The 23,407-nt window shown below is 63.0% G+C and carries 21 protein-coding genes; 15 read left to right on the top strand and 6 right to left on the bottom strand.

Annotation, left to right across the window (positions count from 1 at the left end):
* Positions 1-3: 3 nt before the first annotated feature.
* Both CXY83_RS05375 and holA read left to right on the top strand, forming a co-directional pair.
* Complete coding sequence (locus CXY83_RS05375; protein WP_104196354.1) at positions 4-687, top strand: GntR family transcriptional regulator; 684 nt, start codon at positions 4-6, stop codon at positions 685-687.
* A gap of 92 nt (positions 688-779) precedes the next feature.
* Positions 780-1,835 (top strand): DNA polymerase III subunit delta, encoded by a 1,056-nt coding sequence (gene holA, locus CXY83_RS05370; protein WP_146069861.1) that lies wholly within the window; start codon positions 780-782, stop codon positions 1,833-1,835.
* 29 nt (positions 1,836-1,864) lie between these two features.
* On the opposite strand, the gene CXY83_RS05365 is transcribed toward holA, so the two are convergent.
* From CXY83_RS05365 to CXY83_RS05355, 3 genes are all read right to left on the bottom strand, one after another.
* Entirely contained in the window at positions 1,865-2,491 is a 627-nt protein-coding gene (locus CXY83_RS05365; RefSeq protein WP_104196353.1) for a hypothetical protein, read from the bottom strand.
* Positions 2,492-2,658: 167 nt separating this feature from the next.
* Positions 2,659-2,922 (bottom strand): 30S ribosomal protein S20, encoded by a 264-nt coding sequence (rpsT, locus tag CXY83_RS05360; RefSeq protein ID WP_092339797.1) that lies wholly within the window; start codon positions 2,920-2,922, stop codon positions 2,659-2,661.
* 245 nt (positions 2,923-3,167) lie between these two features.
* Complete coding sequence (locus CXY83_RS05355; protein ID WP_104196352.1) at positions 3,168-3,905, bottom strand: alpha/beta fold hydrolase; 738 nt, start codon at positions 3,903-3,905, stop codon at positions 3,168-3,170.
* Between the two features lie 234 nt (positions 3,906-4,139).
* On the opposite strand from CXY83_RS05355, the gene lepA reads away from it, so the two are divergent.
* The 3 genes from lepA to hemW all read left to right on the top strand — a co-directional run bounded on the left by lepA (position 4,140) and on the right by hemW (position 7,934).
* The gene (gene lepA, locus CXY83_RS05350; RefSeq protein ID WP_104196351.1) at positions 4,140-5,990 is read left to right on the top strand and encodes a translation elongation factor 4; all 1,851 of its coding nucleotides are present in this window, start codon (positions 4,140-4,142) and stop codon (positions 5,988-5,990) included.
* Positions 5,991-5,995: 5 nt separating this feature from the next.
* Positions 5,996-6,646, top strand: a complete 651-nt coding sequence (locus CXY83_RS05345) for a DUF1990 family protein (RefSeq protein WP_104196350.1) — start codon at positions 5,996-5,998, stop codon at positions 6,644-6,646.
* A 64-nt stretch (positions 6,647-6,710) separates the two neighbouring features.
* Complete coding sequence (gene hemW / locus CXY83_RS05340) at positions 6,711-7,934, top strand: radical SAM family heme chaperone HemW (RefSeq protein WP_104196349.1); 1,224 nt, start codon at positions 6,711-6,713, stop codon at positions 7,932-7,934.
* Here the strand turns inward: hemW and CXY83_RS05335 are convergent.
* The gene (locus CXY83_RS05335; protein WP_233200617.1) at positions 7,931-8,338 is read right to left on the bottom strand and encodes a DUF4870 domain-containing protein; all 408 of its coding nucleotides are present in this window, start codon (positions 8,336-8,338) and stop codon (positions 7,931-7,933) included. The two genes, hemW and CXY83_RS05335, sit on opposite strands and share 4 nt — an antisense overlap.
* A gap of 463 nt (positions 8,339-8,801) precedes the next feature.
* Here CXY83_RS05335 and hrcA point away from each other — a divergent pair, with 463 nt between their 5' ends.
* The 10 genes from hrcA (at position 8,802) to CXY83_RS05285 (ending at position 20,053) form a co-directional block, all read left to right on the top strand.
* On the top strand, positions 8,802-9,821 hold the full coding sequence (gene hrcA, locus CXY83_RS05330) for a heat-inducible transcriptional repressor HrcA (RefSeq protein ID WP_104196348.1): 1,020 nt from the start codon (positions 8,802-8,804) through the stop codon (positions 9,819-9,821).
* Positions 9,822-9,900: 79 nt separating this feature from the next.
* Entirely contained in the window at positions 9,901-11,007 is a 1,107-nt protein-coding gene (dnaJ, locus tag CXY83_RS05325; RefSeq protein WP_104196347.1) for a molecular chaperone DnaJ, read from the top strand.
* Between the two features lies 1 nt (position 11,008).
* Entirely contained in the window at positions 11,009-11,749 is a 741-nt protein-coding gene (locus CXY83_RS05320; protein WP_104196346.1) for a 16S rRNA (uracil(1498)-N(3))-methyltransferase, read from the top strand.
* Between the two features lie 19 nt (positions 11,750-11,768).
* Positions 11,769-12,146 carry an HIT domain-containing protein gene (locus CXY83_RS05315; protein WP_104196345.1) on the top strand — a complete coding sequence of 126 codons (378 nt, stop codon included), beginning with the start codon at positions 11,769-11,771 and terminating at the stop codon, positions 12,144-12,146.
* Positions 12,133-13,236: a PhoH family protein gene (locus tag CXY83_RS05310; protein WP_369831127.1), complete on the top strand. Its 1,104-nt coding sequence runs from the start codon at positions 12,133-12,135 to the stop codon at positions 13,234-13,236. Before CXY83_RS05315 ends, CXY83_RS05310 begins: the two co-directional genes overlap by 14 nt.
* Positions 13,233-13,697, top strand: a complete 465-nt coding sequence (ybeY, locus tag CXY83_RS05305; RefSeq protein WP_104196344.1) for an rRNA maturation RNase YbeY — start codon at positions 13,233-13,235, stop codon at positions 13,695-13,697. The genes CXY83_RS05310 and ybeY overlap by 4 nt, the downstream gene beginning before the upstream one ends.
* Complete coding sequence (locus CXY83_RS05300) at positions 13,697-15,028, top strand: hemolysin family protein (RefSeq protein ID WP_174722226.1); 1,332 nt, start codon at positions 13,697-13,699, stop codon at positions 15,026-15,028. The genes ybeY and CXY83_RS05300 overlap by 1 nt, the downstream gene beginning before the upstream one ends.
* On the top strand, positions 15,025-15,942 hold the full coding sequence (gene era / locus CXY83_RS05295) for a GTPase Era (protein WP_104196342.1): 918 nt from the start codon (positions 15,025-15,027) through the stop codon (positions 15,940-15,942). Before CXY83_RS05300 ends, era begins: the two co-directional genes overlap by 4 nt.
* Positions 15,943-16,369: 427 nt before the next feature.
* Entirely contained in the window at positions 16,370-17,251 is an 882-nt protein-coding gene (locus tag CXY83_RS05290) for a universal stress protein (RefSeq protein ID WP_104196341.1), read from the top strand.
* 90 nt (positions 17,252-17,341) lie between these two features.
* Positions 17,342-20,053, top strand: coding sequence for an HAD-IC family P-type ATPase (locus CXY83_RS05285; protein WP_104196340.1), 2,712 nt, complete (start codon positions 17,342-17,344; stop codon positions 20,051-20,053).
* Between the two features lie 241 nt (positions 20,054-20,294).
* Here the strand turns inward: CXY83_RS05285 and CXY83_RS05280 are convergent, their stop codons facing one another.
* Both CXY83_RS05280 and CXY83_RS05275 read right to left on the bottom strand, forming a co-directional pair.
* Positions 20,295-21,335, bottom strand: a complete 1,041-nt coding sequence (locus tag CXY83_RS05280) for a hemolysin family protein (RefSeq protein WP_104196339.1) — start codon at positions 21,333-21,335, stop codon at positions 20,295-20,297.
* Positions 21,328-22,695 carry a hemolysin family protein gene (locus CXY83_RS05275; protein WP_104196428.1) on the bottom strand — a complete coding sequence of 456 codons (1,368 nt, stop codon included), beginning with the start codon at positions 22,693-22,695 and terminating at the stop codon, positions 21,328-21,330. The genes CXY83_RS05280 and CXY83_RS05275 overlap by 8 nt, the downstream gene beginning before the upstream one ends.
* Between the last annotated feature and the right edge of the window lie 712 nt (positions 22,696-23,407).

Below are 23,407 nucleotides of genomic sequence, written 5' to 3'. Positions count from 1 at the left end.
CGGATGGCTGTCGAAGCCTGGGTGAGTGCTGGTGACGTTGCCGCAAAGAGGTCGTTGGCGGATGTAGCCTACGAACGCATTCGGGACCGGCTGCTGATGCTGGACATCAAGCCCGGTGGTCTACTTCATGATGATGAGCTGGCCAAGGACCTTGGCATCGGGCGGACACCGGTGCGCGAAGCTTTGAAGCGGCTGGAGCTCGATCGCCTTGTTGTCTCCTACCCGCGCAGAGGAACTTTCGCGACGCGAGTGGAGGTGACTGACCTTGCGTTCATTTCCGAAATCCGAATGCAGCTTGAACCCCTTGCCGCTTCCCGGGCTGCCCGCGTTGCTACGGCGTCTGCCAGGGAGCAACTCCGGAGTGTCATGCGCGCCGTTGAGGCATTCGACGCGAACGCAGCATCCGTTGTCGAAACACTGCGGCTGGACGCCAGCGTGCACCGAGGCATCTATGCCGCCGCCGCCAATCCCCACCTCGAAGATGTCCTGATCCGCTACGACAATCTCGCGACACGAATTTGGTGCATGGTCTTGGATCGCCTGCCCGACCTGACCAGGCACGTCCATGAGCATGTGGACTTGCTCCGTGCCGTTATTGACGGAGATGAGGCCGGAGCCGCTAACCTCGCGCGGATCCACGTCGGTGGCTTCGAGCACGCGGTACGCGAAGCTCTTTTTGCCGCCTGAGGAAGGCGTCGCCGAGCAAGAAACTCGAGCGCAGGCGTCAGTGGTGCGGGTTAGGCTGGTTTTAGACCTGCACCAAATTCAAGGAGATCGCTTTGGCCGTACGACCCGCCACGACCGGATCCCGCACCGGCAAGGCAGCGCCCGCGCGACCGAATAAAGGCACCGTCATTCCCCAGCTCGGCTGGCATGAGGTACGTCCGGCCCCGATCGTGCTCGTCTCCGGCACCGAAACGTTCCTCGCCGAGCGAGCCATCCGGCAACTGCGCGACTTTCTCAAACGCGAAGACCCGAGCCTTGAAATCAGCGACGTGCAGGCCGATAGCTACGCGCCGGGTGAGCTGCTCACCCTCGCAAGCCCGTCGCTGTTCGGCGAGCCGCGGCTGATTCGGGTCAGCAATGTCGAAAAATGCAGCGACATTTTTCTGGCCGAGGCGCTGGACTACCTGGAGAACCCAGCCGAGGATACCTACGTCGTGCTGCGGCACGGCGGGGGAGTGCGTGGCAAGAAACTACTCGACACCATCCGCAGCGGTCGTGGCGGCGCGATCGAAGTTGTCTGCAGCGAACTCAAGAAAGACACCGAGAAATACGAGTTTGCGTCGAACGAATTCAAGGCGGCCGGCAAACGCGTCACGGTCAGTGCGCTCCGCCAGCTCGTCGCAGCGTTTTCTGATGACCTGGCCGAACTCTCCGCGGCCTGCCAGCAGCTCATCTCTGACGCGACGAGCGAGGTGACCGAAACCACAGTGGATCGGTATTACGGTGGCCGGGTCGAAACGAACGCGTTCAAAGTAGCCGATTGGGCCATCGCTGGCCGCAACGGTGAGGCCCTGGTGACTCTGCGTCACGCTCTGTCTTCGGGGGCCGATCCGGTGCCCATCGTCGCGGCGTTCGCCATGAAGATTCGCACCATGGCCAAGGTGTTCGGTGCCCGTGGCGGGTCAGCGCAGCTCGGCGCACGATTTGGCCTGGCCCCGTGGCAGGTGGAACGCGCGCAAAAAGACCTGCGCGGCTGGAGTGACGAGGGCCTGGCCCGCTGTATCCTCGCGCTGGCCGAAACGGATGCCGCGGTGAAGGGTGCCGGGCGCGACCCGGTGTTCGCGCTGGAACGTCTGATCGGCGTGATCTCTCGGCGTGGCGAGCACTAGCGGTTGCCGGTGCATCGTGGCACCAGATTTCAGCGGTCGCCGGCGTCGGCAACCGTGATACTTGCGCGGTTCAGGTAGAGCCACACTCCATGCTGAAAACTCGGATTGCCACACACCCGGGTGGCCACCCAGACCGGCAGCAGGGTCGACGAACTGGCCAGATCGGTCGGCCTGGCCAGGGCCTCGAACGATGACGGCAGGCCCGGGCAGTATTCGAGTTGCACTCGCCCGCTGATCTCGGTGAACTGCACCGACACCGGCCGTTCGGCGGGCGGCGCCAGAATGCGTAGTGCTCCGAGCGCGGCGACGGCCAGCAGGGCGGCGACGGCGAACACCGCACCGAGCCTCGAGAACGATCGGACGTGGCGAGAAATGCGCGCAGGCCGCCCGGGTTCGAAGTCTTCCGGGTCGTGCTGTCCCGTTGCGGCTGCACTGAGGTAGAACAAGATTCCAATGATTAGAAGCACGATCGAAGCCAGCGAGATCAGCAGCTGGTCGCGCGTACTGCCGGACACTGCATCGTTCGTGTTGACAGCCAGCCACACCGCGATGGCGAAAGCTGCGGCGCTGAGCAACGCGGCGACAAAACGAGCGTGCGCCCGTCGATGCTGGGCGCTTTCGGCGGTGCTGAAACTTGCCGGTGGGGTGCTCTTCACCGCGTCAGTCTAGTGGGGTTGCCGGCCCGCGAGGCGGACCACCGAGTCGTGCCGGGCCTCACGTCAAGAACAAAAAACCCCCGCCGATGAGGCGGGGGTTTCTGTGTGACGAGGGGCGTCACCCGCTCGCTGGGAGCCGAGACAATCACCTCACGTGCGGGTGTCGATTAGACGAGTGCGGAAACGGCCTTCGCGATGGCCGACTTCTTGTTCGCAGCCTGGTTCTGGTGGATGACACCCTTGCTGACGGCCTTGTCGAGCTTCTTGGAAGCAAAGGCGAGACCGACGACGGCCTTGTCCTTGTCGCCGGCGGCAATCGCGGTACGAGTCGCGCGAATCGCGGACTTGAACTCACTCTTGACGGCCTTGTTGCGCTCCTGGGCCTTCTTGTTGGTGCCAATTCGCTTGATCTGCGACTTGATATTTGCCACGTTGTTTACGCTTTCGTTAGGTTCGAGTACGGACAGCCGCTGAGCGGGTAGAGGGCGCTCAAGCGGCGAAAATCGTGCGGGGTGGGACCCGACACGCAAGCCAACCACTAACAGTACCAGTAATCACCTGCACTCCCAAACGCGCCCCAGTCGCCTGAGAGATGGTCGCGCCCGATATCGGCGGGCGCTACGCCGGTGATCGCGGCGCCCCAGTCGTATCGGGCACGCACACGGATGCCGCGACCTCAGACCGGACGCGGCCGCGCCGTCACCTGTCCGGCAACCCGCAACAGGATCGTCGTGAAACGTTCGGGCTGGGCCAGGCTCGCCAGATGCGTCGCGCCGTGCACCACGACGACCTTCCCGTTGCGGCAGGCGGCAAGGAAGCGCCGCTCGTTCAACCGAAAATGATCGAGCGCGCCATTGACCAACCAGATCGGCCCCGGATACGCGGCCAGGCTGGCCAGCGGAGTCAGTGTCGAGGTCGCGCGCAGCCCGGAATCCATCACGTCGAGAGCGGCGCCGCCCGCGAGTACATCGTGTGCCCCGGCGGAAGGCAGCATGAGGTGCACCATGGCCTCGTGCAGCCATAAGCCCCGATCGGGCAGGCGATGAATCCAACGGGCCAGCAGCCGATACCCCTCGAGCAACATTCCCTTCGGCACGGCGCTACAGCCCGCAGCCACCAGTCCGGCCACTCGATCAGGGTGCTCTCCGGCGTAGGCCACGGCGTAGTAGCCGCCGAGCGAGAGCCCGACCAACAGCACCCGGCCGCCGAGGTCTGCCACTCCGTCGTCGATGGCGGCGAGCGCGGCCGGCACCGTGAACGGCTCGCTCATCCGCTGCCCGTGTCCCGGCAGATCAATCGCGAGCACGGGATACCCGGCCGCACGCAACCGCTCCTCTTGAAAACGCCACATCGTGGCCGAGGTGCGGATGCCGTGCACGAGCAGAACCGGCACGAGGGCCTCGGGAGTCGCCATGCCCGTGAGCCTAGCCAGCCGCGGGGCCAGTCAGCTGGGCGTCCGCCCCGGGCTGCGCCACACCTGTTTGATTCGCCCGAAAGGTTGGCCCAGCCGGCAGCACGCTGGTGACCCTCACGGGGCGCAGTCCACGCCTGGCGGGGTGAGCAGGCTGGTGCAAAGTTGCCCTCCCGTTCGACGCCACCAGTCGCGTCGAACGTCAACGTGCACCGAGCGTGGAAGAATGGGTGAACTATGTCACCTCGAGCCCTTCACGCGCTGGAACCGGCCGCCACAGCCCCCGAGTTCATCCGCAACTTTTGCATCATCGCCCACATCGACCATGGCAAGTCGACGCTCGCCGACCGGATGCTGCAGATCACCGGCGTCGTCGACGAGCGTTCCATGCGGGCCCAGTACCTGGACCGCATGGATATCGAGCGTGAGCGCGGCATCACCATCAAGAGCCAGGCCGTGCGCATGCCGTGGGAGCTGGACGGCGTCACCTACGCGCTGAACATGATCGACACCCCCGGCCACGTCGACTTCACCTACGAGGTCTCCCGCAGCCTCGCTGCCTGCGAGGGTGCCATCCTGCTCGTCGACGCGGCCCAGGGCATTGAAGCCCAGACCCTCGCCAACCTCTACCTCGCCCTCGAGAACGACCTCACGATCATTCCGGTGCTGAACAAGATCGACCTGCCGGCCGCTGACCCCGACAAGTACGCCCGCGAACTGGCGAGCCTCATCGGGGGCCGGCCCGAAGACGTGCTGCGCGTGTCCGGCAAAACCGGCGCCGGGGTGCAGGAACTGCTTGACCTCGCCACCACGATGATTCCGGCCCCGAAGGGCAACCCGGATGCTGCCGCCCGCGCCATGATCTTCGACTCGGTCTACGACAGCTATCGCGGCGTTGTCACCTACGTGCGCATGATCGACGGGCACCTGAAGGCCCACGAAAAAATCCAGATGATGTCGACAAAGGCGACCCACGAGATCCTCGAGATCGGCGTCATCTCGCCCGAACCGATCGAGAGTAAGGGACTCAAGGTCGGCGAGGTCGGCTACCTGATCACCGGCGTGAAGGACGTTCGACAGTCCAAGGTCGGCGACACCATCACGACCGCCCTGCGCCCGGCGACCGACGCGCTGCCCGGCTATAACGAACCGCAGCCCATGGTGTTCTCCGGGCTGTACCCCATCGATGGCAGCGACTACCCGGCGCTGCGCGAGGCCCTCGACAAGCTCAAGCTCTCCGACGCGAGTCTCGGCTACGAGCCGGAGACCTCCGTCGCCCTCGGTTTCGGGTTTCGCTGTGGCTTCCTCGGCCTCCTTCACCTCGAGATCATCACCGAACGCCTCGAGCGTGAATTCAACATCGACCTGATCACGACGGCGCCAAGCGTGCCGTACGAGGTGACCACCGACGATAAGCGCACCGTCACGGTGACCAACCCGAGCGAATACCCCACCGGAAAGATCGCCAAAGTGCTCGAACCCATGGTCAAGGCCGCCATCCTCGCGCCCAAAGACTATGTCGGCGTCATTATGGAGTTGTGCCAGAGCCGCCGCGGCACGCTTCTCGGTATGGAATACCTCGGCGAAGACCGCGTCGAGATTCGCTACACGATGCCGCTGGGTGAGATCGTGTTCGACTTCTTCGACATGCTCAAGGGCCGCACCGCCGGCTACGCCTCACTCGACTACGAGCCCTCCGGCGAGCAGGAAGCCGACCTGGTCAAGGTCGACATCCTGCTGCAGGGCGAGCAGGTTGACGCATTTTCTGCCATCGTTCACCGGGACAAGGCTTATGCCTACGGCGCTCTCATGACCGGGCGCCTGCGCAAACTTATTCCGCGCCAGCAGTTCGAGGTGCCCATCCAGGCCGCGATCGGCGCCCACATCATCGCCCGCGAGAGCATTTCGGCGATGCGTAAAGACGTGCTCGCCAAGTGCTATGGCGGTGATATCTCGCGCAAGCGCAAACTGCTGGAGAAGCAGAAAGAGGGCAAGAAGCGCATGAAGATGGTCGGCCGGGTCGAAGTTCCCCAGGAAGCGTTCATCGCGGCACTGTCGGGGGACATTGAGACGAAAGACAAGAAGTAAAACAGATGCGCAGGGCTACTTTCACCGACGCCGCCGTCAGCTACGCTGCCATCGGCGGCACGCTGGCGCCCGATCTGATGAGCTATCCGCCCAAGGGTTACCGCCCGATGGAACAGAGCGTGAAGCTGGGCAGTTCCCACGAACGGTTCGCAGCCGCGACCAAGTTGCTGATGACGTGGGGAATCCAGCGCGGCAGCGGTATGGAGGTGACCGATCTTGAGAACGGTACCGGCGTGCAGTACACCCCGGTCACCTTTCAAGCCGACGGCACCCCGGCAGTCGGGCAGCAGCATCCGGTCAATGAAGCGACTTTCGCAGACGACGGCACGCCATATATCGCCAACGGTATGACCGCGACGTTGAAAATGAGGGTCTGGCTCTTCGCCGTGACCGCGCCGGTGCGCGTGGTCTACGTTATCGACGAGGCCGCCCGCATCGGGTTCGCGTACGGAACTCTGACGGGTCACCCCGAGAGCGGCGAGGAATCCTTCATCGTCGAACACCGGGACGACGACTCGGTCTGGCTGACCATCCGCTCCTTCTCACGGGCCAGCACCTGGTACTACCGCCTGGCCTGGCCGGTGCTGCGCTTTCAGCAGGCGAAATTCACCAAGCTGTACCTGCGGGCCCTGCATCCCGTCGGCGCGATCAAATAACGCGCAACAAATAACGCGCATCAAATAACGCGCATCAAATAACAAGCGTACTGGAGCTCTATCCATGGCCGGACCCCACCCCGTCGGCGACCCAGCACCCGACGACGGACTCCTTCCCGCGTCAGCGGTCGTCAGTGCGGCCGAACGCGATTTCGGTGTGTACCTGCACGTGCCGTTCTGCCGGGTGCGCTGCGGCTACTGCGACTTCAATACCTATACGGCGACCGAACTACGCGGCGTCAAACAAAGCGACTATGCCAGCCAGGCCGTGCTCGAGGTCGATGCGGCCGCCCGCATCCTCACCGCGTCCGGTGTGCCGGCACGCGAAGTCGCCACGGTGTTCTTTGGGGGAGGTACGCCGACGCTACTGCCGGTGACCGACCTGACCCGCATGCTCGCTGCGGTGCGCGAGCAGTGGGGTCTGGCAGACGGCGCCGAGGTCACCACCGAAGCCAACCCAGACTCGGTCGACGCCGCCTACCTCGGTGCCCTCGCCGACGCTGGATTCACCCGGGTGTCGTTCGGCATGCAGTCTGCCGTGCCGCACGTGCTCGCCACGCTGGAGCGCACCCACGACCCCGAGCGGGTGCCGCTCGTCGTGGAGTGGGCCCGCGCCGCCGGGCTCGACGTGAGCCTCGACCTGATCTACGGCACGCCGGGGGAGTCCCTCGCGAATTGGCGCACGAGTCTCGAACAGGCGCTCAGTTTGCATCCCGACCACCTGAGCGCCTATTCGCTCATCGTCGAAGACGGTACCAAGCTCGCCCGGCAGATTCGCCGCGGCGAGATCGCGCCGACCGACGACGACCAGCAGGCTGACTTCTACGAGCTGGCCGACGAACTTCTCGCTGCCGCCGGGTACGACTGGTACGAGGTCAGTAACTGGGCGACGAGCGACGCCCACAGATCCCGACACAACCTCGCCTACTGGACCGGCCAGGACTGGTGGGGCGTCGGCCCCGGCGCCCACAGCCACGTCGGCGGCGTGCGCTGGTGGAACGTCAAGCATCCGGCCGCCTACTCCGAACGGATGCTGGGCGGCCTGTCACCGGCCGCTGGTCGCGAGACGCTCGACGCGCCCACCCGCGAGCTCGAACGCATCCTCTTGCAGAGCCGGATCCGCACCGGAATCCCGGTCGCATCGCTGTCGGCGGCGGGGCGCGTCGAGGTGGCCGGTCTGATCGCCGACGAACTCATCAATGCCAGAGCCGCCCTGACCGGAACAGTGGAACTGACCCTACGCGGGCGACTTCTGGCCGACGCCGTGGTGCGGCGCCTCAGCGATTAGCTAAAGAATTTGATGGTGAGCGGGTAGGCGTAGCCCTGGCCGCGATTGGCTGCCAGCGCGGCCAGGATCGAGAAAATGATGCCGAGGGCGAAGGCGACCGGCAGAATCAGGTATCCGATCAGTATGCTCGTCAACGCGGTTGCCACCACATAAACGATCGTCAGGGTGATCTGAAAATTCAACGCCGTTGCGCTGTGCGCCCGAATGAACGGACCACGATCGCGCAGCATGAGGTAACCGATCAGGCCGGGTAGAAAAACGAGCAGAATGCCGCCGACGTGAATCAAAGTCGCCCACATCTTCTCGTCGGCCGGGCTCATCGGCCGGCGAGGGATATTTTGCGAGTAGGGATTTTGCGGCGGGGTGGATTCATAGGGGTTCGTGCGCGGATCGTTCTCGGACATGTGGTCTCCTGTTCGAGTAAGTTGGCCTGGTCGCGGCGGTTCCGGTGCTTAGTCGCCGGAGCCACTCATTCAGTCGTGCAGTTGCCACGTCTACCCCCTCCAGACTAACCATGTCAATGGTGAACTGACCGGAATCGACCACGGATATCGGTAGTTCCGGCCGTCCCGTGGCTTTTTCGACGTTCGGTTCACGATTGTTTGGGGCGTTCAAAGATTGTGACTGTGGATCGCTCATGATCGTCCCCCTCACTGAACGCGCTGGGCGGTATACGCGTAATTAAACCCTCGCTTCGAACTGCTGGCAATGGGTCTGCTCAGGCAGTCGCGATATGATTAGCAGTCAGTGGATGCGAGTGCCAACGATGTGCTGGCAAACGTACCTTCCCGTGTGACCCTTAGAGCGCGCGGTGAGCGGCATCCGCAGAACTCAAGCTGGACCTCACGAATCAGGAAGGTGGGCGCAATGGTTTCCGACCGTGGCCTCGATGTGTTGCGCGTCATCGTGCAGGACTACGTTGCCTCTCGTGAACCCGTCGGCTCCAAATCCATCGTTGATCGCCACGCCTTCGGCGTCTCCGCTGCCACCATTCGTAACGACATGGCTCTCCTCGAAGAAGAAGACCTGATCGCAGCGCCGCACACCTCGTCGGGGCGCATCCCCACCGATAAGGGCTACCGAGTTTTCGTCGACCACCTCGCTGATCTGCGGCCACTCACGCCGGCGCAACGTCAGGCCATTGAAACCTTTCTGGGTCACGCCGCCGACCTTGACGAAGTGCTCGTGCGCAGTGTGCGACTGCTCTCCCAGCTCACTCATCAGGTCGCGCTCGTGCAGTATCCCTCTGTGTCTCGCGCCAAGGTACGGCACATCGAGTTCGTGCCCCTGACCGAGACGCGCATCCTGTCGGTGCTGATCACGGATTCCGGCGGGGTGGAACAGCGCGTGATCGATTTGCCGCGGGCGCTCGATGAGCAGACCCTCGTAGAAGTGCGCGCCCGACTCAATGTCGCTGTCGTCGGACTCGGCATGGCCGAGGCCAGAGCCGCCCTCGCCGCGAGCGTGTGGCCGGGCGCGCCGATGCTGCAACCGCTCATCGACCTCATCACGAGCACCCTCGCCGACCAAATCGGCGCCAACCGCCAAGATAAACTCGTCATGGCCGGGGCAGCGAACCTTGTGCGCACCGAGGAAGATTTCTCCGGCAGCATCTACCCGGTGCTCGAAGCCATCGAAGAGCAGGTGGTACTGCTGCGACTGTTCGGCGAGATGGAGACCGACCAACACGGAGTTTCGGTGAGCATTGGCCGGGAGAACGCGGCGTTCGGCCTGCCCGAGGCAAGCGTGTTGACCAGCGGCTACAGCGCGAACGGCAACCTCGCCCGCCTGGGCGTGCTTGGTCCCACGCGCATGGATTACTCCAATAACATGGCGGCGGTGCGCGCCGTCGCTCGCTATCTCTCCCGACTGCTCGGCGAGACCTAAATCTGTTGCCGCCTCGGCGGCAGAGACCACATCACCAGAACCAGAATCATCATCATAAAAAACTCAAGGAGAGCCACCTTTGGCTGACCACTACGAAGCTCTCGGCGTTGACCGCGACGCAACCACCGACCAAATCAAAAAGGCCTATCGACGCCTTGCCCGTGAACTGCACCCCGACGTGAACCCCGGCGCTGAAGCGTCGGAACGGTTTAAAAGCATCACCCATGCCTATGACGTGCTGAGCGACGCGAAACAGCGTCAGAAATACGACCAGGGTGGCGGTCAGAACGGCGGGTTCGACGGCCAGAACTTCGGTAACTTCGGCGACATCTTCGAGACCTTCTTCGGCGGAGGAGGCGGCAGCAGCCGCGGCCCGCGGTCCCGCCGCGAACGCGGCCAGGACGCCCTTATCCGGGTTGAACTCGACCTCGATGAGGTCATCTTCGGCACGCACCGCGACCTCGAGGTCGACACCGCGATCGTTTGCGACACCTGCAAGGGTTCCTGCTGCGCCCCCGGTACATCACCGATCACCTGCGACATCTGCCACGGTACCGGCAGCATCCAGCGCGCCGTTCGGTCTCTGCTCGGCAACGTGATGACGTCGAGCCCGTGCGGCTCCTGCCGCGGTTACGGCACTATCATCGCGACGCCGTGCATGACCTGTTCCGGGCAGGGCCGCGTGCGCGCCCGGCGTACGGTTCCGGTGGACATTCCGGCCGGAGTCGACACCGGCCTGCGCCTGCAGATGCCCGGCAGCGGAGAGGCGGGTCCGGCCGCCGGTCCGAATGGTGACCTCTACCTCGAGATGAAGGTGCGCCACCACGACGTGTTCAGTCGCGACGGCGACGACCTCATGTGCTCGCTCGACGTGTCGATGACGAACGCAATTCTTGGCACCAACGTCACCGTGAAAGCGCTCGACGGTGATATCGAGGTGGAGATTCGCGCAGGTTCGCAAAGCTCAGAAGTGCTCACGATCAAGGATCGTGGTATCACCAAGCTGCGCGGCAGCGGGCGAGGCGACCTGAAGATCGGCATCCACGTGCTTACGCCCACCAAGCTCGACCACAAGGAACGCGACCTGATCGAGCAGTTCGCTGCCCGTTACGCCGCGCCTGCGCCGACCCTGAGCCAGTACCAGCAGGGCTTGTTCGCGAAGCTGCGCGACCGGTTCCTCGGCTGACGTGGCACATTTCTATCTGCAGGAAACGCTCCGGGCGGCGCAGTGTCGCCCGGGGGAGGTCGTTTCCGTTGATGGCGCTGAGGCACGGCACGCGGTCACGGTGAGCCGGGTTCGTCCCGGAGACCGGCTGCGCTTAGGCAATGGAGCCGGGTTGCTGGTGCAGGGGACGGTGCTGACAGCGGAGGCTACGGTGTTGACCCTGCGCGTGGATGACGCGAGCGAGACCGCGGTGGCGACGCCGCGCATCCGTCTGGTACAGGCCCTCGCCAAGGGTGATCGCGACGAGCTTGCCGTTCAAGCCGCCACCGAACTCGGTGTCGATGGCGTCATTCCCTGGGCCGCATCCCGTTCCATCACCAAATGGGAGGGCCCGAAGATAGCCAAAGGCCACGAACGCTGGGTCAGCATTGTGCGCGAGGCCAGCAAACAGTCCATTCGGGCCTGGTTGCCAGAGGTCGCGCCGCTCGCCAGCACCAAACAACTGGCCGTGCTCGCCGCCACCACACGGATGCTGCTGCTCGAGCCGACCGCGAGCGGTCGCCTCACCGAGGTGGCCGCGCCCACCGACGACCGCGACATTCTGCTCGTCGTTGGGCCCGAGGGTGGAATCTCCCCGGCCGAGCTACTTCTGCTGGAACAAGCCGGCGCGACCCAGGTACGCCTCGGTGACACCGTGCTTCGCACGTCGACCGCCGGTCCCGCTGCCCTCGCAATCCTCAATGCGACCTTCGGCCGCTGGTAGCGCCGCTTAAGATAGAGGCATGTCTTCTTCCGGTTTTGAACCGACCATTTTCAGCCGCATCATCGCGCGTGAGATTCCAGCGACGATCGTCGCCGAGACCGAACACATCATCGCGTTCCTCGACATTGCCCCGAAAGCTCCGGTGCACGTCGTCATCACCACCAAAGACCCGCAGTATCAGAACGTCGTCGAACTGGCCGCAGGCAACCCGGCCCTTTTGGCCGAACTCGTCTCGGTAGCCGAGCGCATCGCTGCCGAACGAACCAACGGGCAGTTCCGCCTCGTCTTCAACACCGGGGCGGCCGCCGGCCAGACCGTGTTCCACGTACACGCCCACGTGCTGGGCAGTCAGGAACCGACCGAATCCCTCGGGGAGGACTCGCTTGGCGCCCTCTGAGCCCCACAACGCGAAATCCGGCAACTCCGCCGCCAGCGTCACCACCGAGTTGCGCTTCACCATCGATGGCGTTGCCATGGTGCGCCTGCTCGGGCCCGAAGATCGCTACCTGAGTACCATAGAGGCTGCCCACCCCAAGGTGGACGTGCACGTGCGCGGCAACGAGGTCACCCTGAGCGGCTCGGCTGGCGAGGTAGCGGCAGTGCGTCGGCTGATCGAGGAACTGCAGCTGGCACTGCGCACTGGCCATGATCTCGGCGAGGCCGAGGTCGCCACGTCAGCGCGGATGCTCGCTGCCGACAGTTCGGTGAGTCCATCCGCTCAACTGGGCGCTCCCATCCTCACAGCACGGAACAAGAGCATTCGGGCCAAGTCGATCGGGCAGAAGGACTATGTCGATGCGATCGACGACAACACGATCGTATTCGGTATCGGCCCGGCCGGAACGGGCAAGACCTATCTGGCCATGGCCAAAGCGGTGCGGGCGCTGCAGAACAAAGAGGTCGAGCGCATCATCCTGACTCGCCCGGCCGTGGAGGCTGGGGAAAGACTGGGTTTTCTGCCTGGCACCCTCACCGACAAGATCGACCCGTACCTGCGCCCGCTCTACGATGCGCTCGGCGAAATGCTCGACCCCGAGCTCATTCCCAAATTACTCGCTGCTGGCACGATCGAGGTGGCACCGCTGGCCTACATGCGCGGGCGCACCCTCAACGCGAGCTTTGTCGTGCTCGACGAAGCCCAGAACACCACGCCGGAGCAGATGAAGATGTTCCTGACCCGCCTGGGGTTCGGCTCGAAGATGGTCATCACCGGAGACGTCACCCAGATCGATCTGCCGGCCGGCACGAGCGGCCTGAAACTGGTCACGCGCGTGCTCGACGGGATCGACGATATCCACTTTGCGTACTTGACCAGCGCCGATGTCGTGCGGCACTCGCTTGTTGGGCGCATCGTCGATGCCTACACCGAGTACGACGCGCAGAAGCAGGCCCTTCGCCAAGAGACGGCTGAAGCCCGAGAATTTGCCACCCGTGGCCCCCAGCGCACGAGCGCTTCGGGCCGCACCCCGAAACGGAGTTCCAGTTGAGTATCGAAGTTAACAACGAGTCGGCTATCCCGGTCGATGAAGCCGCCATTTTGCGCCTCGCTGCCTTCGCGCTCGACACCATGCACGTGCACGCCGATGCCGAGCTGGCTATCGTGCTCGTCGATGAGGGCGCCATGGAACAGCTGCACGTGCAGTGGATGGATGAACCCGGCCCCACCGACGTGCTGAGCTTCCCGATGGACGAACTGCACCCCGGTACCGAGGAGGAGGAAACCCCGCCGGGTCTGCTCGGTGACATCGTGCTCTGCCCGCAAGTCGCCAAGGAGCAGGCGGAAACTGCCGGCCACAGTACTCTCGATGAACTGCTGCTGCTCACCACCCACGGCGTGCTACACCTACTCGGCTTTGATCACGCGGAACCGGCCGAGGAGAAGGAGATGTTCGGTATTCAGCGCGATATCCTCATCGCTTTCGCCATGCAGGAACGACAACGCCACTGATGCACATCGTCTGGTTCATTTACCCGGCCGTGGTCCTGGTCGTTTTTGCCGGACTGATGGCCGCCGTTGACGCCGCGATCATGACTCAGTCCCGGGCGGACATCGCGAGCATGGTGGCGCATCATCGCGCCAAACGGTCGTTACAGGCCATCGCCGACGATGCCGGCGCGCACCTGAACGCGATCAATTTCATTCGGATCACCGCCGAGACCACAGCCGCCGTCCTGGTCACCCTGGTCTTCGCGACCACGATCGAGGCCGTGTGGCTCGCTTTGCTGCTGTCGGCGCTCATCATGACCTCGGTGTCGTTCGTGCTCGTCGGTGCCAGCCCGCGCAGCGTCGGACGGGCCCACCCGGTCGGCTTGCTGGCCGCGACTGCGTTGCTCGTGCACGTCGGACGCGTTCTGCTCGGACCCATCGCGAACGCCCTCGTCGCCCTCGGTAACCGGGTCACGCCCGGGCGCACCAAGCTCGCGACATTCACCTCCGAAGACCAGCTGCTCAGCATGGTGGACGAGGCCACCGAGCTTGATGTGATCGAAGAAGACGACCGCGAACTCATCCACTCCATCTTCGAGTTCAGTGAGACGGTCGTGCGTGAGGTGATGATTCCGCGCACCGACATGATCACCATCGACGCCGACGCCAGTATCGACGCGGCGATGGGCTTGTTCCTGAGCAGCGGCACGTCGCGCCTGCCCGTGTTGGATGGTGAGGTCGACGACGTCGCCGGCATTCTCTACCTTCGCGATGTGGCCCGACTGGTCTTCGAGCGGCCGATCAACGCGCTCCAGCTCACCGTGGCCGACCTGGCTCGGCCGGCCGTGTTCGTGCCGGAGTCGAAGAAGGCCGACGACATGCTGCGGCAGATGCAGTTGGAGTCCAATCACCTGGCCATGGTCGTCGACGAGTACGGTGGAATCGCCGGACTGCTCACCCTCGAAGACCTGATCGAGGAGCTCGTCGGCGACATTTCCGACGAGTACGACCGTGACGTGGTCGAGGTCGAAGACCTCGGTGATGGGCATTTTCGGGTGAGTGCTCGACTGCCGGTCGACGAACTGGGGGAGCTGTTCGATCTCGAACTCGACGATGACGACGTCGACTCGGTGGGTGGTCTGCTGGCCAAAGCCCTCGGGCGACTTCCCGTTGCCGGGTCGGTCGCTTCGGTCAGTGGGCTCAACCTCACCGCCGAGCGCACCGAAGGCCGCCGCAAGCGCATCAGCACCGTGCTGGTGGAGCGAGACCAGGCGTTGATCAATGCGCAAACAGCATTCCTCACGGTAACGAACAACAGCACAGTTTTTGATGATGAAGGAGAACGGTCATGACCGGAGCAACCGAGCCCCACCCGAGCGGGTACCGAGCAGGATTCGTCTCGTTCGTGGGACGTCCCAACGTGGGCAAGTCCACCCTGACAAACGCGCTGGTGGGCGAGAAAGTTGCGATCACCTCATCGAAGCCGCAAACCACCCGCCGCGCCATTCGCGGCATCGTGCACCAGAAGAATGGCCAGCTCATTCTGGTGGACACCCCCGGTATCCACCGTCCGCGCACCCTTCTCGGTGAACGACTCAACAGCCTCGTCACCGCGACCCTGGCCGGCGTCGACGTGATCGGTCTCTGCATCCCGGCCAACGAGCCGATCGGTCCGGGGGACAAATTCATCAACGAGCAACTGGATGCCTTCCCCCGTGCAAAAAAGGTCGCCATCGTCACCAAGATTGATGCGTCCTCCAAAACCAACGTCGCCAACCAGTTGCTCGCTGTTTCGCAGCTGCGGGACTGGGAGGCGATCGTTCCGATTTCCTCCACCAGCCGCATCCAGCTGGACATCCTCGCAACCGAACTACTGCGCCTGCTGCCGTACGCGGATGCCCCGCTTTATCCAGCCGACGCCGTCACGGACGAGACCCTTGAGTCGCGCATCTCGGAGTTCATTCGTGAGGCAGCCCTCGAGGGAGTCACCGACGAGCTGCCGCACTCGATCGCCGTGACCATCGACGACATCATCGAGCGCGACGACCAGGAACTCGTCGAAATCTACGCCAACCTGTTCGTGGAACGGGACAGCCAGAAGGGCATCATCATCGGCAAGTCGGGCAGCCGGCTCAAGGACGTCGGTACCCGCGCGCGCAAGCAGATCGAGCCCCTTGTCGGTAAGCGCGTCTTTCTCTCGCTGCGTGTGAAAATCGCCAAGGAATGGCAGCGCGACCCGAAGCAGCTCGGGCGCCTCGGTTTCTAACGCGCAAACTGGTCACTTTGGGTGCTGCCCGAAATCGTCATCTCGTCTTAGCGGCCTGACCAACCTGGTTACAACGTTCGAAAGCCATGGCGCCGGTTGCCCGGTCTTGGATCGGCCCCGTGAGGCTCGTTGCGACCGCTATCCCAAAACGCACGGCTAGTCGGGGTTGCCCGTTCGCGGCCTTTACTCTGGAAAGCCATGTCCGTTGCAGCGGAGGGCTGTTCAGGCAGGTTGATTGTCAGGTCGTCGGCGACAGACCCCGACACCGCATGTTCAGGCAGTGCCGGCATCCTTGTCGGGTTGCTGTGTGACGCCGCAGATCGGGTTACACGTATTTATCGTTTTTTTTCGGTAACTGTGTTTTAGTGAGATCGTGAAGTGATAGCCCGGGCACCAATTCTCCCTGAGATCGAGGAGAGCAAACGATATGACCGAGACAATTGTTCTCGCAGTAAACGGCGGCACGGGAAGTCCCGCTGCGCTCGACTGGGTGATCGAGCGTGCCCGTACTACTCAGGTATCCCTGGAACTCACCACCGTTATTGATCTGGCCAGATTGCCGCCGACCATTACGAAGGACCGGGTTCTTCCCGCTTACGAGCAGATGTTGATGGATGCCGCGAATCGGGTGGGTCGCGACGCGCCCGCCGTGCAGGTGATGACGTCGGTACGACGAGGCGCGCCGCGCCATGAGCTGTTGATTTCCGCCGCGGATGCCGATCTGATGGTTATCGGTACGCGTGAGGCCGCAGGCTCCCTCTATGGAACATTGCGCCACCAGATCGCAGCGGGTGTGACCTGCCCCCTCGTTATCGTGCCCACAGATTGGACGCCTTGTAACGGTGCCATCGTCGTCGGCGTGGATGACGATGAAACCTCTCACCTTGCGGTGGACTTCGCCGCTCGGGAAGCTGAGCGGCTCGGCCGTGAACTGTCGGTCGTGCATGCGTGGCGCATCCCCACCCTTCTCGCTCTCGGATGGTTGAGCGCTGGTGCTAGTCCTTATGACGAGATACGGATGGCACACGCTGCAGTTTTGGCAGGAGTGGTCAAACGGGTTCGCGCCGAGCATCCGACCGTGATGGTTCGAGACACCCTCGAACACGGATCTGCTGCTGTGGTCCTCACCAACGCGGCTGAGGACGCTGACATGGTCGTGGTGGGAACCCACGGACGGGGGATGATGACGGGGCTGTTACTCGGCTCGGTCGTTCACGACCTGCTGATCAGTATGCCGTGCCCGGTCGTGGTCATGCCGCACCTAGCCGACATACCTCCGCTCGTACCGAACGGCAACCTGGATAAATAGCAACTCCGCCGGAGCGGTTGGGTCGACGTATCGAATTCCTACATCAACCACCCGGGTTTCGACGCGAGGCCCCTACGAGACGGTGCTTTCATGAGCGTTACATCCCAGACGGAGACGCTTTTGCGGGCGCATGTTCCCTATGCGCGCCCGGTAGAAAAGGTTCTCGCGGATCTCGACTCGACGCCGCAGGGCTTGAGCGTCAGCGCTGCAGAGAAACGGCTGGCCGCCTATGGTGTGAACCTGCTGGCTGCCCCACCGACCAAAAATCCGGTTCTGCGGTTTCTGGCTCACTTCAACGACGTGCTCATTTACGTATTGCTGGCCGCTGCCGTGCTGAAGTCGATCTTTGGCGATTGGATCGATGCCTCGGTCATTTTCGCCGTAGCGGTGATCAACGCGGTGATTGGTTTCCTGCAGGAGGGCCGGGCTGAGAAGGCGCTGGACGGTATCCGCCGGATGCTGTCCTTGCACGCGTATGTTCGCCGCGATGGTGTGTGGGTTGACGTCGATGCGGAAGCGCTCGTGCCCGGCGATATTGTGCGGGTTAAATCCGGGGACAAGGTGCCCGCCGATGCGCGACTGATCGAGGCAACGACACTGCGTGTGGAGGAGTCTGCGCTCACGGGCGAGTCGGTTCCTACTGAAAAGAAGACCAGCCCGGTCCTTGCTGATTCGGGAATTGGTGACCGGCACAGCATGCTCTACTCGGGCACAATCGTTACCACCGGTCGGGGAATCGGCGTCGTCACCGGCACCGGTGTCGACACGGAGATCGGCCGTATCCAGTCCATGCTCACTGGGGTGCACAGCCTCGCTACGCCACTAACTCGGCAGTTGGACTCGTTCGGCAAGAAGATAACACTGCTCATTCTGGGCGTAGCCGGCATCATGCTCGTGATCGGGCGTCTGCTGCACGATCAAAACGCCAATGATCTGCTGTCGGCAGCTATCGGGTTCGCGGTAGCGGCTATTCCCGAGGGCCTGCCGGCTCTTGTCACTATCACCTTGGCCCTCGGTGTACAGCAGATGGCGAAACGTCGAGCCATCGTGCGCAAACTCACCGCGGTCGAAACGCTCGGCTCGGTCACCACCGTCTGCTCCGACAAGACCGGCACACTCACCCGCAACGAGATGACGGTGCGAAGCGCCGTCACCCGAGCCGCTCACTACCGCGTCACCGGCATAGGTTACGAGCCCGTCGGCACGGTCAGTGTCGATGACGAACCCGCCTCGCTCGATACCCGTCCCGACTTGACCGAACTCGTCACCGTCATGGCTCTCTGCAACGATGCCTGTGTTACCGAGGCGGACGGCCACTGGCGCGTTGTCGGTGAACCGACCGAGGGCGCACTGCGAACTCTCGCCCTCAAGACCAACTTTGATGCCGCCGGCTGGAAACGAATGGCGGTCATACCGTTTGAGTCCGACAACAAATTCATGGCCACGCTCGATAAGGGCCCCGACGGGAAGGTGCAGATTCTTCTCAAGGGGGCCCCGGGAGAAGTGCTCGAGCGAAGTAGTCTGCAGCTCGGTGCTGACGGAAACCTAGAACCGATCGATGCGGCTTTCTGGGATACCTGTGTCGATGATCTCAGCGCGCAGGGCCTGCGTGTGCTTGCCGCCGCACGCGGCGCCGCAACCGACGGGATGGTCGATTTAAACATCGAAGATATTGGCAACGGAATGCTGTTTCTTGGTGTGGTCGGCATCGTCGACCCGCCCCGGCCAGAGGCGATCACAGCGATCACGACCATGCATGCTGCTGGTATTCGGGTAAAGATGATCACTGGCGACCATGCGGGCACTGCGCGCGCCATCAGCCGTGAGATGGGCATCACCCCCGAGGCGAACGCGCGGGTGATTACCGGCGCCGAACTGCAAGCGATGAGCCAGGACCAGCTCATTCGGGTCGTGCGCGACGTCGACGTGTTCGCCCGCACCAGCCCTGAACACAAGCTACGCATCGTCAAGGCTTTACAAGCCCATAAGGAGGTCGTCGCGATGACGGGCGACGGCGTCAACGATGCCCCCGCGCTTACCCGCTCCGACGTCGGGGTCGCAATGGGGATCAAAGGAACAGAGGCGACCAAAGAGGCCGCAGATATCGTTCTCGCCGACGACAACTTCGCGACCATCGAGCGGGCCATTGAAGAAGGGCGCCGCATCCGTGACAACCTGCAGAAGTCGATCGTTTTTTTATTGCCCACCACTGCCGCACAATCATTGGTCATCCTCGTCGCCGTGCTCTTCGGATTCACCTTGCCTCTTCAGCCAGCGCAAATCCTCTGGGTCAACTTGATCACTGCCGTCACCCTCTCGCTCGCCCTTGCCTATGAACCCGCCGAGCCCGGCATAATGCTGCGTCAGCCCCGCAAACCCGGTGGATCCCTCATCGGGCAGGCGTACCTGGGCCGCATCCTCTGGGTGGCTTTGCTCATCAGTGGTGCCACTATCGCGGTTTTCTTCCTGGAGCTTTTCATTGGGTCACCTCTTGGGCAAGCGCAAACCACCGCGGTGACCATGCTCACTCTCGGCCAAGTCGTTTTTCTTTTCAACTCGCGTTTTTTGCACGCGTCCAGTTTGAATTTTGCCGTGTTACGCGGTAACCCGGCGATCTGGATCTCGACGGGTGCGCTTCTGATACTGCAACTCATGTTCGTGTACACCCCCTTCATGAACCTCTGGTTCCGGTCCGCGCCAATCGGTGTGCGCGAGTGGGGGTACACCCTCGGCCTGGCTGCTGCGATATTCCTGTTCGTCGAACTGGGCAAGGCGATCGAACGGGTGCAGGCGCGGCGTTAGGCGTCTCCGGCCCGCTAGAGATAATGCCGTGCCGCGCAGCTGTGGCGTCTGGCAGGCCGAACCTCAAACTGGATACGTGTTCGCCGCGCTTGTTTCCACGTTCACGTGGCTGGCAGTTGGGTGCAAGCCGACCGGTCACAGCGCCTTCTGCCGAGCCGCCGGAACCAGGTCCGGAGTGAGTGACGTGAAACAGGCACCGGTCCCTGGTTCGCGTCTCACTGGTGCAAAGACCTTCCCGTGACTAAACCGTCGTGGCGTCTTCGATTTCGCCGATGAGTTCCTCGATGATGTCCTCGAGGAATAAAACTCCGGTGGCGACGCCGTCCGCGTCGAAGGACGTGGCCACGTGCGCTCCGAGGCGGCGCATGGCTGCCAGGGCATCCTCTAACTCGCTGTCCCGGAAGACGGATGCCAGGCGGCGGATGCGTTTGCCGGGAACGGGCCGGGTGAACGCGTTTCCGTCGGTGAGGTCCATCACATCCTTGAGGTGCAGGTATCCGGTGGGTTGCCCGTCCTTGTCGGTAAGGATATAGCGGGAGTATCCGTGCTGGGCGACAGCTTGTTGAATCTCGGACGGAGACGCCAAGGCCGGAAGATGAACCATCGAGGACAGGGGCACCTCCACGTCGGAGACGCGTTTCGAGGTGAACTCGAACGCAGCCGAGAGGGTGCCCGAAGCATCCTTCAGCATTCCTTCGCGTGTGGACTCTTCCACGATGCCGGCAACCTCGTCGAGGGTGAACGCACTGGTCGCCTCATTCTTGGGCTGCACTTTGAACAGGCGCAGCACCCCGTTCGCCAACCAGTTCAAGCTGCCGATCACGGGGCTGAAGATGCGGGCGACGAGCACCAGCGGCGGCGCCAGGATAAGCGCTGCACGGTCGGGAACGGAGAAGGAAATGTTCTTGGGAATCATTTCGCCGAATACCACGTGCAGGAAAGTCACCAGCGCCAAAGCGATACCAAAAGCGATCACGCTGATCGCGGCGTCGGAGAGTCCGGTCACGGCGAGCGGATACTCCAACAGGCCGTGAATGGCCGGTTCGGACACGTTCAGAATCAGCAGCGAGCACACGGTGATGCCGAGTTGGCTGGTGGCCAGCATTAGAGTTGCGTGTTCCATCGCCCACAGGGTGGTCTTCGCGGCCTTGCTGCCGCGTTCGGCGAGCGGTTCGATCTGCGAGCGGCGGGCCGAGATCACGGCGAACTCGGCGCCGACGAAGAATGCATTGACGATCAACAGCACGACGAGCCAGATCAGGCCCGGCCAGTACTCACTCATGGGTTAGGTCCTTCTGGATCTGGTTGACGATTCGGTCGTGTCTGGTGGCCAGACTCGGGTCGTGCTCCAAGTCGGACGGGGTGAAGCGCACGCGTTGAACCTGCACGCCATCCACCCGGTCGATCCGCAAGAGCCCTCCATTGATAGGGACCTCGTCGCCCACCTCGGGAATACGGTCGAGCTGGTCGGCGATGAACCCGGCAACGGTTTCGTAGTCGCCGTCGTCGGGAACGGTGACACCGGCACGGTCGAACAGTTCGTCCGGCCGCCAGCTGGCGTCGAACACCACGGACCGCCCCGAGCGGATGACGCCAGTTTTCGCTCGATCATGCTCGTCTTCCAGCTCGCCCACGAGTTCTTCGACGAGGTCTTCCAGCGTGACGATGCCCGCCGTTCCGCCGTATTCGTCAGCGACGACAGCGATCTGGAAGCCCTGCTTACGCAGCAGAGCGAGGAGAGTGTCCACGGCCATCGACTCGGGCACACGCAGCGCATCCACCTTGAGCTCGTTCGCAGTAATCTGCCCGCGGCGGTCAAGATCGACCGCGAAGGCCTGCTTGACGTGCAGGACCCCGACGATGTCGTCGGAGTTTTTATCGATGACCGGAAAACGCGAGTAGCCGGTGGCCGTGGAGAGCCGCACGATACTCTCGGCCGTATCAGCGACCTGCACGGAGGCCATCCGCACCCGAGGTGTCATGACGTCGGCGACCGTGTGATCGGCGAACCGGAGCGTGCGGTGCAGCATCGCCGCGTGATCGGTGTCGAGCACGCCCTCCAGGGCCGACCGCCGCACCAGGAAGCTGAGCTCTTCCGCGGTTCGCGCCCCTGATAGTTCTTCCTTGGGCTCGATGCCCACCAGACGGATCAGTCCGTTGGCGGTGTTGTTGAACAGCAAGATGATGGGTTTGAACACCGCGGTGAACAGTGCTTGCGGGGGCACGACGATTTTGGCCGTGGCCAACGGCACGGCTAAAGCAAAGTTCTTCGGCACGAGCTCGCCGATCACCATGGAGAACAGCGTCGCCACCGAAATGGCGATGATGGAGCCGAGCACGGGGATCAGGCCGTCGGGTACACCGACTCCCGCCAATGGCTCGGTCAGCAATGATGTGATTGCGGGCTCGAACGTGAACCCGGTCAGCAGTGTTGTCAGGGTGATGCCCAGTTGCGCACTCGACAGGTGCGTCGACGTGATCTTCAGCGCCTTGATGGTCGGTCCGAGGCGCTTTTCGCCGCGTTCCTGACGGGCCTCAAGGTCGTTGCGGTTCAACGTGACAAGAGAAAACTCGGCCGCAACAAAGACACCCGTACCCACGGTCAGAAGCAGGCCTACCCCTACCATCGCCCACTCAAACAGCATCTGGCCCCCTCAAAATTGGAGACGTTGTGCGAGGAAACGATGAAAGGGGCGAGGGTTTATCGGGGTCCATTGTGTTCACCAGAGTACCAAAGGCACTCGGAGCAGGCTGAGAAAAGTACCGCAGCCATCCGTTAGGCGCCGATTCGACACCCCGGCGGCCACCGCCACGCCCGGGCCCACAAACACGTGCAAACGGACCCTCGGCGCTCAGCCGTCGAATGGTACAACCGTGCCGCTGACTTCCACTGCAACATGGTTCCCTGCGTTACTGCGAGGGCGATGGTTCCGTTAGACCGATCCGCGAAAATGCCCGGTGAAGGAGGGGCGGATACGAGACGGACCGGTGGCGATTTCACATGCGATATGGCCGACGGTCACATGCAGGCTGGCTGCGCACTTGAGCGATTCATCCAGCACGACTCAAGCCTGGATCACAACGTCACCACGTTGGAGAAGAGCAATCGCGTCATGGTCTCCAGGAGACAGACGGGCCGTCGCACTCAGACTTGGATTTTCGTGACCTCCACCAGAACGACAGCATTCGCCCGACACCTCGGATGGCGGCGCGCCGTCGCGGAAATTTGACGTCGGCTGAAAGTGACTACCGCCGCAGCGAAGTATGTCGGTTGCAATCCGGTCGATTCCCGATGTGTCTCGTAACCAAAGCGTCTTGTGACACAGGGGGTATGAGACCCGCGCGTTGCGAGAC

The sequence above is a fragment of the Cryobacterium sp. M15 genome (genome assembly GCF_002929675.1).
GTDB lineage: Bacteria > Actinomycetota > Actinomycetes > Actinomycetales > Microbacteriaceae > Cryobacterium > Cryobacterium lyxosi.
This window is presented reverse-complemented; position numbering and strand designations above follow the sequence as displayed.